Below are 15,349 nucleotides of genomic sequence, written 5' to 3'. Positions count from 1 at the left end.
CGGGTGAACGCCGACACGTCCGGCAGGCGACGTCAGAACAGCCGCAGATCGTCGCTCTCCGCGCCGCGCAAGGCGTCGTAGTCCAGCGTGACGCACCGGATGCCGCGGTCCTCGGCCAGCGTGCGCGCCTGCGGCTTGATCTGCTGGGCGGCCAGCACCCCGGTGACCGGGGCGAGCAACGGATCCCGGTTGAGCAGTTCCAGGTAGCGGGTCAGCTGCTCCACACCCTCCAGCTCGCCACGGCGCTTGACCTCCACGGCCACCGTCGTGCCGTCGGCGTCCTTGCACAGGATGTCCACCGGGCCGATCGCGGTGGGGTACTCGCGGCGGATCAGCGTGTAGCCCTCGCCCAGCGTGGTGATGTGCTCGGCGAGCAGCTGCTGCAGGTGCGCTTCCACCCCGTCCTTCACCAGCCCGGGCTCCGCGCCCAGCTCGTGCGACGAGTCGTGCAGCACCTCGTCCACGGTGATGACCAGTTCTTCGCCGTTCTTGTTGCGCACGGTCCAGGTGCCGTCGTCCTCGGTGAGCCAGCACGGCGGGCTCATCCAGTTCAGCGGCTTGTAGGCGCGGTCGTCGGAGTGGATGGACACCGAGCCGTCGGCCTTGATCAGCACCAGCCGGGTGGCCATCGGCAGATGCGCGGTCAGCCGTCCGTGGTAGTCGACCTGGCAGCGGGCGATGACAAGACGCACCGTGCGAGGCTAACCGCATGCGGACACTGGGTTCACGCGAGGTCTACGCCAACAGCTGGATGACGGTCCGGGAGGACGCCGTCCAGCGCCCGGACGGCTCCCGCGGCATCTACGGCGTGGTGGACAAGCCGGACTACGCGTTGATCATCCCGATGGCCGACGACGGCCGGATGCACCTGGTCGAGCAGTACCGGTATCCGCTCGGGCTGCGGCGGTGGGAGTTCCCGCAGGGCACCGCGCCGGACCGGGAAGACCTGGACCCGGCCGAGCTGGCCGCCCGCGAGCTGCGGGAGGAGACCGGGCTGCGGGCGGGCAGGCTGGTGGAGCTGGGCCTGCTGGACGTCGCCCCCGGTCTGTCCAGCCAACGCGGCAGGGCGTTCCTGGCCACCGAGCTGACCGCCGGGCCGCCCGAGCGCGAGCTGGAGGAACAGGACATGCGCGCCGCGTGGTTCGGTCGCGCGGAGTTCGAGGAGATGATCCGCACCGGCTTGGTGACCGACGCCCAGAGCATCGCCGCCTACGCGTTGTTGCTGCTGCACGAACGCGCCAAGGGGTGACAGCGGCGGCGCCGGTACCGCGCCGAACAGCACCTCCCGGGTGCGGCGAGCGCGCCCGCCATGCGCGACAGGGCCGAGCATGGAAAGGCGGTGCGGCGCACCGCCTCGCAGGCTGCGAGACCGTGACGCCGCACCGCCGGGGTGCAGAACCAGGCGGGAAGTCAGTGCTGAGTGGCCTTCTCCGCGCCCGCGCCGGTGAGCGCGCGCACCTCCATCTCGGCGAACTTCTCCGAGTCGTGCTCCTTGGACAGCATCGTGCCGAGCCAGCCGAGGAAGAACGACACCGGAATCGACACCAGCCCGGGGTTCTCCAGGGGGAACCAGGAGAAGTCCACACCGAGCGGCAGCATCGACGCCGAGACTTCCTCCCCGGTCTCCGGGTCGACCTTGACCTTGCCGGACACCGCCGGGGAGAACACGATCAGCGTGATCGTCACGATCAGGCCGCCGTAGATGCTGAACAGCGCGCCCCTGGTGTTGAACCGCCGCCAGAACAGCGAGTACACGATGGTCGGCAGGTTCGCCGACGCGGCCACCGCGAACGCCAGCGCGACCAGGAAGGCGACGTTCTGCTCACGGGCCAGGATGCCGCCGACGATGGCCAGCGCGCCGATCACCACGGCGGTGATCCTGGCGACCCGCACCTCGGACTCCTTCGAGTCGACCTCGCCCTTCTTGATCACGTTGGCGTAGATGTCGTGCGCGAACGACGCCGACGCGGTGATGGTCAGGCCGGCCACCACCGCGAGGATGGTGGCGAAGGCGATGGCGGCGATGATGCCCAGCAGCACCGGACCGCCGAGGGCCTGCGCCAGCATCGGGGCGGCAGCGTTCTCACCACCCGGCGCCGACGAGATCGCGTCCGCGCCCACCAGTGCCCCAGCACCGTAGCCCAGCACCAGCGTGAACAGGTAGAACAGGCCGATCAGCGCGATCGCCCACACCACCGACCGGCGCGCGTCCCTGGCCGTCGGCACGGTGTAGAAGCGCATCAGCACGTGCGGCAGGCCCGCGGTGCCCAGCACCAGCGCCAGGCTCAGCGAGATGAAGTCGATCTTGGACAGTTCGGTGGCGCCGTACTTGGCACCCGGGTGCAGCACCGCGTCACCGTTGCGGTCGGCCGACGCACCGAGCACGTCGGACAGGTTGAACCCGTGCTGGGCGAGCACCCAGAAGGTCATCACCGCGGCACCGGCGATCAGCAGCACCGCCTTGATGATCTGCACCCACGTGGTGCCCTTCATGCCGCCGACCAGGACGTAGATGATCATCACGACACCGACGATGCTGATCACCAGCGCCTGCCCGGCGTCGCTGGTGATGCCCAGCAGCAGCGCGACCAGGATGCCCGCACCGGCCATCTGGGCCAGCAGGTAGAAGAAGCTCACCGCCAGCGTCGACGTCGCCGCCGCGGCCCGGACCGGGCGTTGCTGCATGCGGAACGCCAGCACGTCACCGAGGGTGAACTTCCCCGTGTTCCGCAGCAGTTCGGCGACCAGCAGCAGCGCCACCAGCCAGGCGACCAGGAAGCCGATCGAGTAGAGGAACCCGTCGTATCCGTAGACCGCGATGGCGCCCGCGATGCCCAGGAAGGACGCCGCCGACAGGTAGTCGCCGGAGATGGCGATGCCGTTTTGCGGACCGGAGAACGCACGGCCCGCGGCGTAGTAGTCCGATGCGGTCCTGGTGCTGCGGCTGGCCCGCAGCACGATGACCAGCGTGACGGCGACGAACAGGCCGAAGATGGCCATGTTCAGCACCGGGTTGTTGCCCTCGAGCGTGTCCTGGGCCAGGAACAGTTCGGCGCTCATTTGGCGGCCACCTCCTCGAGCTCGTCACGCAGCTTGTCGGCCACCGGGTCCAGGTGCTTGTTGGCGTGCCGCACGTACAGCCCGGTGATGACGAACGTGGAGACGAACTGCCCGAGCCCGAACAGCAGCCCGACGTTGACGTGGCCTAAGACCTCGGTCGACATGAACTCCGGCGCGTAGTCCGCCAGCAGCACGTACAGCAGGTACCAGGCCAGGAACAGGCCGGTCATGGGAAAGACGAACGATCGGAGTTTGCGCCGTAACCGGGCGAAGTCCGCACTCTGATGGACCCGCTCCCAGTCCTCGGGAGCGAGCGTGCGTTCGGTGGTAGTCATCGTCGACCTCCGTACCGGGACTGTGTCGCACGCCACGTTAAAGAGGCCGACGGCGGCTGCGGAATGATCACCGGCCAGACCGTCGCAGCATGCGACGAACGGTCCACCAACGGCGCGACGACCACGCCGAACGGTTCCCCCGGCGGGGTTGGAACATCGGTTCGCGCGCTTCGTCGAGGTGCAGCCGCAGCATGGCGGTCATGGCCCAGGCGGGCGGACGGCCACGCAGCGAGACCAGCACCATGGTGACGGCCGCCAGCGGCACGGTCCACATCGCGGGCTGGGTGACGAGGATGGCCAGCACACCGGGCAGCGGCGGCCCGAACAGCGTCACGGCGATGGCCCCGGACGAGGACAGCAGGCCTGCCGCGACGCCGCAGATGGCGCCTGGTGCGGTCAGCCGCGGCCACCAGATGCCCAGCACCAGCAGGGGCGAGAACGTCGAGGCCGCCACGGTGAAGCCCCAGGTGACCAGCAGACCCGCGTCCAGGTGAGCGGCGAAGAGGGCGAGCACGACGACCACGGCGGCAGCCGCGAGCACGGTGACCCGCAGGCGTCCGAGCCCCCCAGGGGACAGGTCGTGGGCGATGGCGCCGGACACGGCGAGCAGCAACCCCAGCGAGGTGGCCAGGAACGCCGCGAATGCCCCGGCGGTGAGCAGCGTGGTGAACAGCGTCCCCCGCCACCCGGAGTCGACCTGCAGTGGCATCGCGACGACCGCCGTGTCGGTGGCGCCGGACAGGTACAGGTGCGGCACCAGGACCCTGCCGAGCACCCCGTAGATCCCCGGGAAGAGATAGAACACGCCGAGCAGGCCGACGGTGATGGCCGCGGTGCGCCGCGCGGCCCGCCCGTCCGGGCTGGTGTGGAAGCGCATGATCACGTGCGGCAGGCCCATCGTGCCCAGCGAGGTGGCCACCAGCACCGCCAGGGTGCCCAGCAGCGGGTAGCCGCTGTGACCGAAGTCCAGCAGCGGCAGCTGCCACTCCTCACCACCGGGCGGGGTGGACCCCACCACGTGCGGCACCTGCGCCCCCGCGGGGAACTCCATCCGGGTCCCGGCGGGCACGAACCCGCCCGGTTCCAACGTGGCGTCCACCCGGAACGTCACCGTGGTGTCCCGCTCGAAGTGGGTGAACTCCTCCGGGTTGAGCGCCCGGTGCCGGACGTCCTCGCCGACGGTGGCCAGCAGCCAGACCGCCGGGATGATGAACAGCAGCAGCTTCAGCACGAACTGGAACGCCTGCACGTAGGTCGCCGCGCGCATGCCGCCCAACGCCAGCGTGGCGGCCACCGCCGCGCCGGCGACCGTCACGCCGAACCAGTACGGCGTGCCGCTGACCACGGTCAGGACCAGCCCGGCGGTGCGGAACTGCGGTACCAGGTACAGCGCCCCGATGACCAGCACCACGACCGCGGCCAGCTTGCGCAGCGGCGGCGAGGCCAGCCGCGCTTCGGCGAAGTCCGGCACGGTCAGCGCCCCCGAGCGGCGCATCGGGGCGGCGACCAGCACGAGCATCAGGATGTAGCCTGCAGTGAAGCCGACCGGGTACCACAGCGCGCCCATGCCGTCCTTGAGCATCAGCCCGGCCACGCCGAGGAACGACGCGGCGGACAGGTACTCCCCGGAGACCGCCCCGGCGTTGAGCAGCGGCGTCACCCGGCGCGATGCCACCAGGAAGTCCGAGGTCGTGCGCATCGCCGCGACACCGCGCAAGCCGATGAACAGCGTCACGCCGATGACCGCGGCCACCGCGAGCGCAGGCACCATCAGCGTGCCCCGTCCCCGTGCCCGGTACCGTCCTCCACCCGCTCGGCCCTGCGCAACTGCCAGCCGGCCAGCCAGCTCATCAGCGGGTACGGCAGCACCGCCAGCACCAGCCAGGACACCGGGATGCCGAGCAACCGCACGTCGGTGAGCCCCGGCGCCACCCTCAGCAGCAGCGGCAGCCCGAGCAGCATGGCGAAGATCAGCACCAGCGCGGCGACACCGCGGCGCCGCTGCAGCCGGTAGTTGCGCAGCGCGCGCTCGGCGTCGTCCGGGTCCAGCCGGGGCATCCGCCAGCGCCCGCGCAGCCTGCGTCGCGATCGGGCCAGCCTGGTCTGCGGACTCATCACCGCGACGCGTTTGGCCATGGTCAGTCCCGTCCGCGTGGTTGATCCAGTTCGGCGGCCCGTGCCGCGTGCAGCAGCCGCTCGCGCAGTTCCCGCGCGTGCCGTCGGCTGACCGGCACGTCGCCCAGCTCGGTGTGCGCCAGCAAGCCGCCCACCGCGTCGCTGCGCAGCTCCTTGATCGCCTTCAACGCCACCAGGAAGCTGCGGTGGGTGCGCACGAAACCGGTGCCTTCCCAGTACTCCTCCAGCCGGGAGATCGGCATCCGCACCGCATGCACCCCGCTCGGGGTGTGCAGGCGGACGTGGTCGCCGTGCGCCTCCACGAACGCGACGTCGCTGCGCCGAACGTAGCGAGTGCGTCCGCCACTTTCCACCGGGATCGCGGCCAGCGCGTCGGGCTGCGGCGGCGGCTCCTCGGCCGAGGACGGCAGCATGCGCACGACCTTGGCCAGCGCCGCGGACAACCGCTCGGCCCGCACCGGCTTGAGCAGGTAGTCGACCGCGCCGATGCCGTAGGCGGTCACCGCATGCCCGTCGTAGGCGGTCACGAACACGATCACCGGCGGCTCGTTGAGCTTGGCCAGAAGCGAGGCCAGCTCCAGGCCGTCCAGGCCGGGCATGGAGATGTCCAGGAACACCGCGTCGAACTGCTCGCTCTGGATCATCTTCAGCGCGGTGATGGCGTCGCCCGCACCCTTGACCTCGCCGACTTCCGGCGCCTCCTGCAGCAGCTGCGAGATGTCCGCCAGCGCGGCGGGCACGTCGTCGACGGCCAGCACTTTCAGTGGCTTGCTGTAGGGCTTCATGACGGCAACACACCCGGTTGGAACAGCGGCACTCGCACGATCACCCGCGTGCCCTCCCCCGGCGCGGTCTCCACCACCAGCCCGTACCACGGTCCGTAGACCGTGCGCAGCCGGCGGTCCACGTTGGACAGGCCGACGCTGTCCGGTGATCCCTTCCCGGCGAGGATCTGCTCGGCCCGTTCCGGCTGCATCCCGACGCCGTCGTCCTCCACGCTGATGACACAGTCGTTGCCTTCCGCCTCGCCCTGCACCTGCACCGTGCCGGTCTCGCCGCTCGGCTCGATCCCGTGCCGGATGGCGTTCTCCACCAGCGGCTGCAGCACCAGGCACGGCAGCGGAACGGCCAGCACGTCCGGGGCCACCCGCACCTGCACCCGCAGCCGCTCCCCCAGCACCGCGCGCTGCAGCGTCAAATACGCCTCGATGGCGTGGAACTCGTCCGCCACCGTGGTGTATTCACCGTGCCTGGCCAGGCTGTAGCGGATGTAGTCGGCGAAGTCCAGCATCAGATCGCGGGCCCGGTCCGGATCGCTACGCACCAGTGACGCGATCACCGTCAAAGCGTTGTAGACGAAGTGCGGGGAGATCTCCGCGCGCAGCGCGCGCAGCTCGGACTGCAGCGCCTGTTCCGCCGACGCTTCCAGCCTGGCCCGCTCCAGCGCCTCCGAGACCAGCACCGCGACCTCGTGCACGTCGGCATTGCTCACGTCGCCTTCCACCACGATGGCACCGGCGATCTCGTCGGCCACGTCCAGCGGCAACACGGTCAGCTCGGCGTGTCCGCCGTGGGTCTCGTCGTGCAGCACGTCGTTGACCATGGCCTGGGCCTGCTCCTCGTGCCGCGGCGCACCGGACCAGACGATCGCCCCGTCCAGTCCGGCGAGGCCGACGGCGCGGGCGTGCAGCAGCTTCCTGGCCTGCCTGGCGGCGGTGAAGACGCCGTCGCCCCGCAGGCCGTCCCGCAACGCCCGCGACAGCTTGTGCGCGCGGCGCAGCGTGGCGGCGGTGTCGGAGCGTCCGCGCGACAGCATGCGACCTCCTCGTCGGTGCCCTCGGAACGCCGAACCGTCGGCGCGACCGCGCTCAGTCTGGCCACTGCGGGGGCCGTTTGGCCAGAAACGCCGCCATGCCCTCCTTCGCGCCGGGCAGCCCGGACGACTCCGCCATCACCCGCACGGCCAGCTCGTACGCCTCGTCCTCGGGCCGGTCGAGCTGCTGGTACAACGTTCGCTTGCCCAGCGCCTTGCTGGCCCGGCTGCCCCTGGTGGCCCGCGCCAGCAGGCCGGCCACCGCGTCGTCCAGCTCGTCGTCCGGGACGACCCGGTTGACCAGGCCCCATCGTTCGGCGGTGCGGGCGTCGATCGGGTCGCCGGTCAGCGCCATCTCCATCAGCCGCTTGCGGCCGATCGACCTGGCCACCGGCACCGCGGGGGTGTGGCAGAACCAGCCGCCCTTGCCGCCGGGGAGCGCGAACGCCGCCGATTCGGCCGCCACGGCAAGATCGCACGAGGCGACTAGCTGGCAGCCCGCCGCCGTCGCCAGCGCGTGGACGCGCGCGATGACCACCTGCGGGACGGTGTGCAGTGTGGTCATCAGCCGCGTGCACAGGTCGAGCAGCTGCCGTACCCCGTCGGTGTCCAGCGAGGCGACCTCGGCGAAATCGTGCCCGGCGGAGAAGACCGGGCCCTCGCCGGCCAGGATCACACCGGTCGCGTCGGTCTGCGCCGTCTCGGTGAACGCCCGCAGCAGCTCCTCCAGGTGGGGTGTGGACAGCGCGTTGCGTTTCGCCGGACGTCGCATGGTGATGGTCACCGTGGCGCCGGAGCGCTCGACGGTGAGGTGCTCGTAGCCCGCCATGCCCCTTACGTTAGTGGCTCGCCGGCACGTCGCCGAAGGTTCAGCGCGTCGCACCGGGAATGCCGGCGCCGCGATCTAGCATCGGGAGACGAACCGGTTCGTCTCGCCTCCCGGGTGGAAGATCGACGGACCCGCAGCCGCCGGCCGACGGCGGCGGAAGGGAAGTGCGATGGTCACCGACGACGATCGCCGCGAGCTGGCGCTGGCAGCCGAATTGCTCACGCACGTGATCGAACGGCACCGGGCCGAGGACCTGCGGGTGCTCAGCGCGCTGTGCGCCGCCCTGCAGGAAATCCGCACCGGCGAGCGCTACCTGACGGAGAGCCGGCCGGCCGCTCGGTAGGATCCGGCCCATGCAGGTGCGGATCGAACAGCGATTCCATGGACCGGACGCCTCGGGCAACGGCGGGTACACGTGCGGTGTCGCCGCCGCGGCCGTCGACGGCCCGGCGCAGGTGCGCCTGTTCCGGCCGCCGCCGCTGGACCGCACGCTGCACCTGGTGTCCACCGGTGACGGGGCCGAGCTGCGCGACGGCGAGACGGTGATCGCCCGGGCGCGGCCCGGCGAGCCGTCCGGCGATCTGCCCGAGCCGGTCTCGTACGACGAGGCAGTCGCCGCCGCCGAGGAGTTCGACGTCGAGGCCTACCGGGCCCAGCATCCCTTCCCCGGCTGCTTCACCTGCGGGCCTGCCCGCGCCGAGGGGGACGGGCTGCGGCTGTTCCCCGGCCGCACCTCCCGGGACCTGCTCGTCGCCTGGCCGTGGACACCGGAGGAATCGCTGGTCGGCTCCGCGGGCACACTCGACCCGCGGTACGTCTGGGCCGCGCTCGACTGCCCGAGCGGCCTGTGCTGGTACCACGACACCGAGCACCGAGCCGGGCCGCACGTGCTCGGCCAGCTGACCGCACGCATCCTGCGGCTGCCCAAGGCAGGAGAGCGCCTGGTGGCGGCGGGCTGGCTGCGCGCGGTGGACGGCCGCAAGCGCCACTCCGGCTCGGTGATCTGGGGCGCCGACGGCGAGGTGCTGGCGCACGCCGACGCCACCTGGGTCGGGCTGACCGAGGAGCAGTTCGAGCAGTTCCGGGTGGCCACCGCCTGACGCCCGCGCCCGGCGGCCGGTGCCCTGCTCACGCCCGGTCGAGCACCGCCTGCAGGAACTCGCGGGTGCGGTCGTTCTCCGGCGCGGTGAAGATCTTCTCCGGCGGGCCGTCCTCCACGATCTTGCCGCCGTCGAACATCATCACCCGGTCCGAGACGTCCCGCGCGAACTGCATCTCGTGGGTCACGCACAGGAACGTGATGTCGGTGGTCGTGGCGATGTCCTTCAGCAGGTGCAGCACGCCGGTGACCAGTTCGGGGTCCAGCGCCGAGGTCACCTCGTCCAGCAGCAGCACCTCCGGCTCCATGGCCAGGGCACGGGCGATGGCCACCCGCTGCTGCTGGCCGCCGGACAGCTGGGTCGGCCGCGCGTCGACCTTGTCCGACAGGCCGACCAGCTCGAGCAGCTCCCTGGCCCGCTTGTCCGCCTCGTCCCGCGACTTGCCCAGGCTGCGCACCGGGCCCTCGGTGACGTTGCGCAGCACGTTCATGTTCGGGAACAGGTTGAACTGCTGGAACACCATGCCGATCCGCTTGCGGGCCTGGCGCAGGTACTTCTCGTCGGCGGGCACCAGCTTGCCGCCCTTGGGCATGTGCGACAGCGGCTCGCCCGCCACGTAGATGGTGCCTTCGGTGACCCGTTCCAGCGTCATCACCAGGCGCAGGATGGTGGTCTTGCCGGAGCCGCTCGGCCCGATCAATGTGACGAACTCGCCGGGGGCGACGGTGAAGTTCAGATTTTCCAGAACCGTGTTCGAGCCGAAGCGTTTGACGACGTTCTCGAACCGGATCATCTCGGCGGGGGTCTCAGACGGTTCCGACACGGCGCTCCAACCTTCGAACCAGAATTGCACACGGATAACTCAAGGCCAGGAACGTCAGGCCCGCGGCGGCCCACGCCTCGGGGCCGGCACCGCCTTGGCTCGCGGCGTACTCGGTCTTGACCTGGTAGACGATGTCGAAGACCGAGATGGCCGACAGCAACGGCACTTCCTTGAACATGGCGATGGTGTAGTTGCCCAGCGCGGGAAGTACCCGGGGAATCGCCTGCGGCAGGACCACGCCGGTCCACACCCGGCTGCGCGGCAGGCTCAGCGCGGTGGCCGCCTCCCACTGGCCTTTCGGCACCGCTTCGATGCCCGCGCGGTAGACCTCCGACGTGTAGCACGCGTAGTGCACACCCAGCGCGAACGTGCCGACCAGGATCTTCTGGGTGTCCGAGTCGACCCCCTGCAGCACCTCCGGCCGGATCACCCAGTACAGGAAGAACACCTGCACCAGCAGTGGGGTGCTGCGGACGAACTCGATGAATCCCCACAGCACCTGGTCCACCACCGGGATGCGCAGCTGGCGGATGATCGCGAAGATCAGCCCGAGCACGTACGCGACGATCGAGCCGAGCACGGTGAACTGGATGGTCACCCACAGCCCGTCCAGCACGTACGGCCAGGCATCGAGGAAGCGGTCCCAGTTCCACTTGTCCATCAGGCCGCCGCCCCTCTGGCCAGCGCACGTTCCCTGCTCGGCACCGAACGCCCGACGCGGCGTGCGGCCAGCGTCTCCAGCCAGCGCATGACGACCGTGATGAGCACGGCCAGCACCATGTAGAAGACCAGCAGGATCAGATAGATCAGCCACAGGTCTCGGGAGAACGCGGGCACCGCGCGCAGCTCGTCGGCCTTCTGGAACATCTCCGGGACGGTGATGAAGCTGAGCAGCGCCGTGCCCTTCAGCAGCTGGATGAACAGGTTGTTGAACGGCGGCAGCATCTCCACCACCGCCTGCGGCAGGATGATCCGCCACATTCGCTGCACCGGCGTGAAGTTCAGCGCGACGGCACCTTCAAGCTGCTCCTTCGGCACCGACTGCACCGCGCCGCGGACGATCTCCGCGCCGTAGGCGCCGTGGTTCAGACCGAGCACGATGATGCCGATCAGCAGCAGGCCCTGGGCCGTCTGATTCCACGGCAGCCCGAAGAAGATGGCCAGCGCCACGGCGAAGAAGAACAGCTGGACGACTTCGGAGCTGCCGCGGAATCCCTCCACGTAGACCCGGACGAGGCCCCGCACGATCCGCGACGGCGACAGCAGGCCGAGGCCGGCGAGCAGCGAGATCACGATGGTGAGCGCGATACCGCCGCCCGTGGCCCACAGCGTCGCAGGCAGACCCTCGAGGATGCGCTCCAGATAGACGGAGAAGTTGTCCACCGCGAGTGTCCGATCTACTTACCGCAGTACTCGTCGACCTTCTCTTCGGTGGCCAGGTCCGGATACGTGTCGTTGGCCTCGGTCAGCCCGAACGGCCTGGCCAGCTCCAGCCAGCGCCCGGACTTGTGCAGCTCGAGCAGTTCCCGGTTGAAGGCCTCGCGGAACTCGTCGTCGTCCTTGCGGAAGTTGAACGTGCCCACCTCGGGCTTGTCCCCCGCCTGGAACGACTCGGTCACCTCGAGCCCGGCGTCCGGGTTGTTCTTGACCAGCCATCCCGCGGTCACGTCCAGCATCGCGCCGCCGTAGACGTCACCAGCACGCACCGCGCGCAGGATGTCGTCCTGCTTCGGCATGGGTTCGATCAGATTGTCCGGTACGCCGGCTTCCTTGGCGAAAGCGTTCTCCACCGCACCGCCCAGGGTGGCGATCTTCACCTTCGCCTTGGCGACGTCCTCGAAACGCCTGATGTTCTTCGGGTTGCCCTTCGGCACCAGAAACGCCGACCCGACCTGGTAGTCCGGGATGGCGAAGTCGGAGTTCTCGCACCGTTCCGGTTTGATGGACATGCCTGCGGCGACGAACGCATATTTCTTCGCCCGCGCGTTGTCGATCAAGCTGTCGAATTCGGTGACCTCGCCTTCGATGTGATCGATGCCGAGCTTCTTCAGCACTTCGCGCGCCACCGCGGGGGCGTAGCCGGTCAGCTCGCCCTTTTCGTCCATGAATGCCCACGGCGCCTCGTTGGCGAATCCGACCTTCATGTTCTTGGTCTTTTTCGCCTCTTCGAACGTCACCGCGGCAGCACCGACCCCTTCCGGCGCGCCGCCGTTACCCCCGACGCCGCATGCGGACAGCACGGCAGGGCCACCGAGAGCCACGACACCCACTGCCCCCGTACGTCGGAAGAAATCCCGTCTCGTCCAGCCTCCGGTCATCGTGTCGCTCCCTCGTCACAACCTGCTCCATGCGCGGGTGATCCACGCCACTGGTTCACCCAACCTAGGGGTAGCTCGATGCCGTCTCAACCATTCCTGAGCGATCCGGAACAACCACCAATTCACTCACCCGGGCTAGTACCTTTCGCGACCTGGGGAAAGAGGCGTGACGGTCCGGAAAATCACGATTGCGCAGCGTTCGTCTTTTCGGGGCATTGATCACGACAAGAAGCCCGATCGCGACAGGAAGCTCCGCTGCTGGTTTTCCCGTCCGCAGCCGGCGGATCGGACAGGTTCACGAACCTCGAAAAGACACCGCAACGACGCCGCGGGTCGCCGGGTAGGACCTTCGGACCCACCGGAGCTGCCGTTATACCCGAGTCGAACGGACATAACAGACAAGCGCGACATCGCGGGTGGATCATCCACAACGCGTGCCGGCCGTACCCAGCCGTCCGCAGCGTCCACGCGTCGCCGCGCACTCAGCCCGATCGGCTTGCTTCACGACCGGTCGTTTCCGTCCTCACGCGCGCCGCACACATGATCCTCACGCGCGCCGCACACATGATGTCAGTGCAGCCGGAGAAATTGCACGGGACCACCATGGCGGTACCGGCGTGCGATTTCCGCCGATTTTTCCGATCGTCACCGTGCCGCGGTTTCACAGGCCGCGGGATTCGCGAATGACCGTCACGATTTCGTCCATGATGGCGGTGAGCTCGTAGTCCTTCGGCGTGAAGACCCGGGCGACGCCCCGCTCGCGCAGCAGTGCCGCGTCGTCCGGCGGGATGATGCCGCCCACCACCACCGGGATGTCGTCGGCTCCTGCGGCGCGCAGCCCGTCGATGACCTCCGGCACGACCTCCAGATGCGAGCCGGACAGCACCGACAGCCCCACCACGTGCACGCCTTCCTGCACGGCGGCCGCCACGATCTGCTGCGGGGTCAGCCGGATGCCCTGGTAGATGACCTCGAACCCGGCGTCGCGTGCGCGCACGGCGACTTGCTCGGCCCCGTTGGAGTGACCGTCCAAGCCGGGCTTGCCGACCAGGATGCGCAGCCGCTCACCGAGCTCCTGCCCGGTCGCACGCACCCGCTCGCGCACCGCCGCCAGCTCGGCCAGGTCGCCGCCACCGCCAGCCCCGGTGGCCGACACTCCGGTCGGCGCCCGGTACTCGCCGAAGACCTCGCGCAACGCTCCTGCCCACTCCCCCGTCGTGACACCTACCCTGGCGCACTCCAGTGTCGCCTCGAACAGGTTCTCCGACGTCTGCGCGGTGGCCTTCAGCCTCTCCAGCGCGGCCTTGACCGCGGCGTCGTCGCGTTCCTCGCGCCACTTCTGCACCGCGGCGATCGCCTGCTTCTCCACCATCGGATCGACAGTCTCGATGGCCTGCGCACCCTCGGCCAGCAACGGGGACGGCTCGGTGCTGGTGAACTTGTTGACGCCGACCAGTACCTGCTCGCCGGACTCCATCCGGCGGCGGTGCTCGCCGAGCGAGGCGACCAGCTGGCTCTTCATGTAGCCGTTCTCCACCGCGGCCACGGCGCCGCCCATGTCCTGCACCCGCTGGATCTCCTCGCGCGCCCCGGCGACGATCTCGTCGACCCGCGCCTGGACGACCCGCGAGCCGTCGAAGATGTCCTCGTACTCCAGCAGGTCGGTCTCGTAGGCCAGCACCTGCTGCATGCGCAGCGCCCACTGCTGGTCCCACGGGCGGGGCAGGCCGAGCGCCTCGTTCCAGGCGGGCAGCTGCACCGCCCGGGCGCGGGCGTTGCGGGACAGCGTCACCGCCAGCATCTCCAGCACGATGCGCTGCACGTTGTTCTCCGGCTGCACCTCGGTCAGCCCGAGCGAGTTGACCTGCACGCCGTAGCGGAAGCGGCGCGCCTTGGGGTCGGTGATGCCGTACCGTTCGCGGGTCAGCTCGTCCCACAGCTGGACGAACGCCCGCATCTTGCACATCTCCTCGATGAACCGCACGCCCGCGTTGACGAAGAAGGAGATGCGCGAGACCACCCGGGTCATGTCCTCCTCGGACACCTGCCCGGAATCGCGCACCGCGTCCAGCACGGCGATGGCGGTGCACAGCGCGTAGGCGACCTCCTGGGTCGGGGTGGCTCCCGCCTCCTGCAGGTGGTAGCTGCAGATGTTGATCGGGTTCCACTTGGGGACGTTGTGCACCGTCCAGGTGATCACGTCGGTGATCAGTCGCAGGCTCGGACCCGGCGGGAAGATGTAGGTGCCGCGGGACAGGTACTCCTTGATGATGTCGTTCTGCGTCGTCCCGGCCAGCTTGGCGAGCACCGCATCCGGGTCCTGGCCTGCCGCCTCGGCCTGTTCCCTGGCCACCGTGACGTACAGCGCCAGCAGCCACATGGCGGGCGCGTTGATCGTCATCGAGGTGTTGGCCTCGGCCAGCGGGATGCCCTCGAACAGCTGCCGCATGTCGCCGATGTGCGCGATCGGCACGCCGACCTTGCCGACCTCGCCGCGGGCCAGCGGATGGTCCGGGTCGTAGCCGGTCTGGGTGGGCAGGTCGAACGCCACCGACAGCCCGGTCTGGCCCTTTTCCAGGTTCTTCCGGTACAGCGCGTTGGACGCGGCAGCCGAGGAATGACCGGCGTACGTCCGCATGACCCAGGGGCGGTCACGCTCACGGTCGGCAGGAAACGGCATCGTCAGACCTCCCGGATGTTCCGCTCAGCGTACTCAGCAGTAACCGTTTCCCGCAGTTGTGCTGGTCACTCTCCGGCCGCGGAACGATCCGTTCCGCGCACCCAACCTCGGCGCTGGAAGTCAACGGCAACGGTGACGTGTTCTTCAGCCAGCCGGGCCGAGCGCGGATCGGCATGATCGCCCGGCCCGGTGGTGACGACGGCTCCCGTGGCCGTGGTCACTGCGGCGTGTGGGATTGCCCTGGTCGCCGCCGGT

16 protein-coding genes are annotated in these 15,349 nt (G+C 69.5%); 3 read left to right on the top strand and 13 right to left on the bottom strand.

The features are described from left to right. Window positions 1–32: 32 nt before the first annotated feature. Window positions 33–692: an endonuclease NucS gene (nucS, locus tag YWY_RS0112720; protein WP_028847912.1), complete on the bottom strand. Its 660-nt coding sequence runs from the start codon at window positions 690–692 to the stop codon at window positions 33–35. Window positions 693–709: 17 nt separating this feature from the next. Between nucS and YWY_RS0112715 the strand changes: the two genes are divergently transcribed. After that, window positions 710–1,249 carry an NUDIX domain-containing protein gene (locus YWY_RS0112715; protein ID WP_028847911.1) on the top strand — a complete coding sequence of 180 codons (540 nt, stop codon included), beginning with the start codon at window positions 710–712 and terminating at the stop codon, window positions 1,247–1,249. A 161-nt stretch (window positions 1,250–1,410) separates the two neighbouring features. Here the strand turns inward: YWY_RS0112715 and YWY_RS0112710 are convergent, their stop codons facing one another. The 7 genes from YWY_RS0112710 to YWY_RS0112680 all read right to left on the bottom strand — a co-directional run bounded on the left by YWY_RS0112710 (window position 1,411) and on the right by YWY_RS0112680 (window position 8,173). Further along, window positions 1,411–3,060, bottom strand: a complete 1,650-nt coding sequence (locus YWY_RS0112710) for a solute symporter family protein (protein WP_211227527.1) — start codon at window positions 3,058–3,060, stop codon at window positions 1,411–1,413. Then, the gene (locus YWY_RS0112705; RefSeq protein WP_028847909.1) at window positions 3,057–3,395 is read right to left on the bottom strand and encodes a DUF485 domain-containing protein; all 339 of its coding nucleotides are present in this window, start codon (window positions 3,393–3,395) and stop codon (window positions 3,057–3,059) included. Before YWY_RS0112705 ends, YWY_RS0112710 begins: the two co-directional genes overlap by 4 nt. A 67-nt stretch (window positions 3,396–3,462) precedes the next feature. Further along, window positions 3,463–5,166, bottom strand: coding sequence for a sodium/solute symporter (locus YWY_RS0112700; protein WP_028847908.1), 1,704 nt, complete (start codon window positions 5,164–5,166; stop codon window positions 3,463–3,465). After that, on the bottom strand, window positions 5,166–5,537 hold the full coding sequence (locus tag YWY_RS0112695; protein WP_028848237.1) for a hypothetical protein: 372 nt from the start codon (window positions 5,535–5,537) through the stop codon (window positions 5,166–5,168). Before YWY_RS0112695 ends, YWY_RS0112700 begins: the two co-directional genes overlap by 1 nt. Then, window positions 5,534–6,316 (bottom strand): LytR/AlgR family response regulator transcription factor, encoded by a 783-nt coding sequence (locus YWY_RS0112690; RefSeq protein WP_028847907.1) that lies wholly within the window; start codon window positions 6,314–6,316, stop codon window positions 5,534–5,536. Before YWY_RS0112690 ends, YWY_RS0112695 begins: the two co-directional genes overlap by 4 nt. Further along, window positions 6,313–7,347, bottom strand: coding sequence for a sensor histidine kinase (locus tag YWY_RS0112685; protein WP_028847906.1), 1,035 nt, complete (start codon window positions 7,345–7,347; stop codon window positions 6,313–6,315). Before YWY_RS0112685 ends, YWY_RS0112690 begins: the two co-directional genes overlap by 4 nt. Window positions 7,348–7,399: 52 nt before the next feature. Next, complete coding sequence (locus YWY_RS0112680; protein WP_028847905.1) at window positions 7,400–8,173, bottom strand: enoyl-CoA hydratase-related protein; 774 nt, start codon at window positions 8,171–8,173, stop codon at window positions 7,400–7,402. A gap of 169 nt (window positions 8,174–8,342) precedes the next feature. Between YWY_RS0112680 and YWY_RS24145 the strand changes: the two genes are divergently transcribed. Both YWY_RS24145 and YWY_RS0112670 read left to right on the top strand, forming a co-directional pair. After that, window positions 8,343–8,516 (top strand): hypothetical protein, encoded by a 174-nt coding sequence (locus YWY_RS24145; RefSeq protein ID WP_156899228.1) that lies wholly within the window; start codon window positions 8,343–8,345, stop codon window positions 8,514–8,516. A gap of 10 nt (window positions 8,517–8,526) precedes the next feature. After that, window positions 8,527–9,273, top strand: coding sequence for a hotdog family protein (locus YWY_RS0112670; RefSeq protein WP_038045057.1), 747 nt, complete (start codon window positions 8,527–8,529; stop codon window positions 9,271–9,273). 28 nt (window positions 9,274–9,301) lie between these two features. Here the strand turns inward: YWY_RS0112670 and ehuA are convergent, their stop codons facing one another. The 5 genes from ehuA to YWY_RS0112640 all read right to left on the bottom strand — a co-directional run bounded on the left by ehuA (window position 9,302) and on the right by YWY_RS0112640 (window position 15,094). Continuing rightward, on the bottom strand, window positions 9,302–10,066 hold the full coding sequence (gene ehuA / locus YWY_RS0112665; RefSeq protein WP_028847903.1) for an ectoine/hydroxyectoine ABC transporter ATP-binding protein EhuA: 765 nt from the start codon (window positions 10,064–10,066) through the stop codon (window positions 9,302–9,304). Between the two features lie 13 nt (window positions 10,067–10,079). Continuing rightward, window positions 10,080–10,757, bottom strand: a complete 678-nt coding sequence (ehuD, locus tag YWY_RS0112660) for an ectoine/hydroxyectoine ABC transporter permease subunit EhuD (RefSeq protein ID WP_028847902.1) — start codon at window positions 10,755–10,757, stop codon at window positions 10,080–10,082. Continuing rightward, on the bottom strand, window positions 10,757–11,479 hold the full coding sequence (locus YWY_RS0112655) for an amino acid ABC transporter permease (protein WP_028847901.1): 723 nt from the start codon (window positions 11,477–11,479) through the stop codon (window positions 10,757–10,759). Before YWY_RS0112655 ends, ehuD begins: the two co-directional genes overlap by 1 nt. 14 nt (window positions 11,480–11,493) lie before the next feature. Beyond that, complete coding sequence (ehuB, locus tag YWY_RS0112650) at window positions 11,494–12,357, bottom strand: ectoine/hydroxyectoine ABC transporter substrate-binding protein EhuB (RefSeq protein ID WP_245566660.1); 864 nt, start codon at window positions 12,355–12,357, stop codon at window positions 11,494–11,496. A 718-nt stretch (window positions 12,358–13,075) separates the two neighbouring features. Continuing rightward, window positions 13,076–15,094 (bottom strand): protein meaA, encoded by a 2,019-nt coding sequence (locus YWY_RS0112640; protein ID WP_084609230.1) that lies wholly within the window; start codon window positions 15,092–15,094, stop codon window positions 13,076–13,078. Between the last annotated feature and the right edge of the window lie 255 nt (window positions 15,095–15,349).

It is taken from the genome of Thermocrispum agreste DSM 44070 (assembly GCF_000427905.1).
Taxonomy (GTDB): domain Bacteria; phylum Actinomycetota; class Actinomycetes; order Mycobacteriales; family Pseudonocardiaceae; genus Thermocrispum; species Thermocrispum agreste.
This window is presented reverse-complemented; position numbering and strand designations above follow the sequence as displayed.

Bases quoted from the DNA above. Each gene is read 5' to 3' on its own strand.
- YWY_RS0112670 (WP_038045057.1), top strand. From the start codon at position 8,527: ATGCAGGTGCGGATCGAACAGCGATTCCATGGACCGGACGCCTCGGGC.
- YWY_RS0112710 (WP_211227527.1), bottom strand. From the start codon at position 3,060: ATGAGCGCCGAACTGTTCCTGGCCCAGGACACGCTCGAGGGCAACAAC.
- YWY_RS0112680 (WP_028847905.1), bottom strand. From the start codon at position 8,173: ATGGCGGGCTACGAGCACCTCACCGTCGAGCGCTCCGGCGCCACGGTG.
- YWY_RS0112690 (WP_028847907.1), bottom strand. From the start codon at position 6,316: ATGAAGCCCTACAGCAAGCCACTGAAAGTGCTGGCCGTCGACGACGTG.
- YWY_RS0112640 (WP_084609230.1), bottom strand. From the start codon at position 15,094: ATGCCGTTTCCTGCCGACCGTGAGCGTGACCGCCCCTGGGTCATGCGG.
- YWY_RS0112685 (WP_028847906.1), bottom strand. From the start codon at position 7,347: ATGCTGTCGCGCGGACGCTCCGACACCGCCGCCACGCTGCGCCGCGCG.
- YWY_RS0112700 (WP_028847908.1), bottom strand. From the start codon at position 5,166: ATGGTGCCTGCGCTCGCGGTGGCCGCGGTCATCGGCGTGACGCTGTTC.
- ehuA (WP_028847903.1), bottom strand. From the start codon at position 10,066: ATGATCCGGTTCGAGAACGTCGTCAAACGCTTCGGCTCGAACACGGTT.
- YWY_RS0112715 (WP_028847911.1), top strand. From the start codon at position 710: ATGCGGACACTGGGTTCACGCGAGGTCTACGCCAACAGCTGGATGACG.
- YWY_RS24145 (WP_156899228.1), top strand. From the start codon at position 8,343: ATGGTCACCGACGACGATCGCCGCGAGCTGGCGCTGGCAGCCGAATTG.
- ehuD (WP_028847902.1), bottom strand. From the start codon at position 10,757: ATGGACAAGTGGAACTGGGACCGCTTCCTCGATGCCTGGCCGTACGTG.
- YWY_RS0112705 (WP_028847909.1), bottom strand. From the start codon at position 3,395: ATGACTACCACCGAACGCACGCTCGCTCCCGAGGACTGGGAGCGGGTC.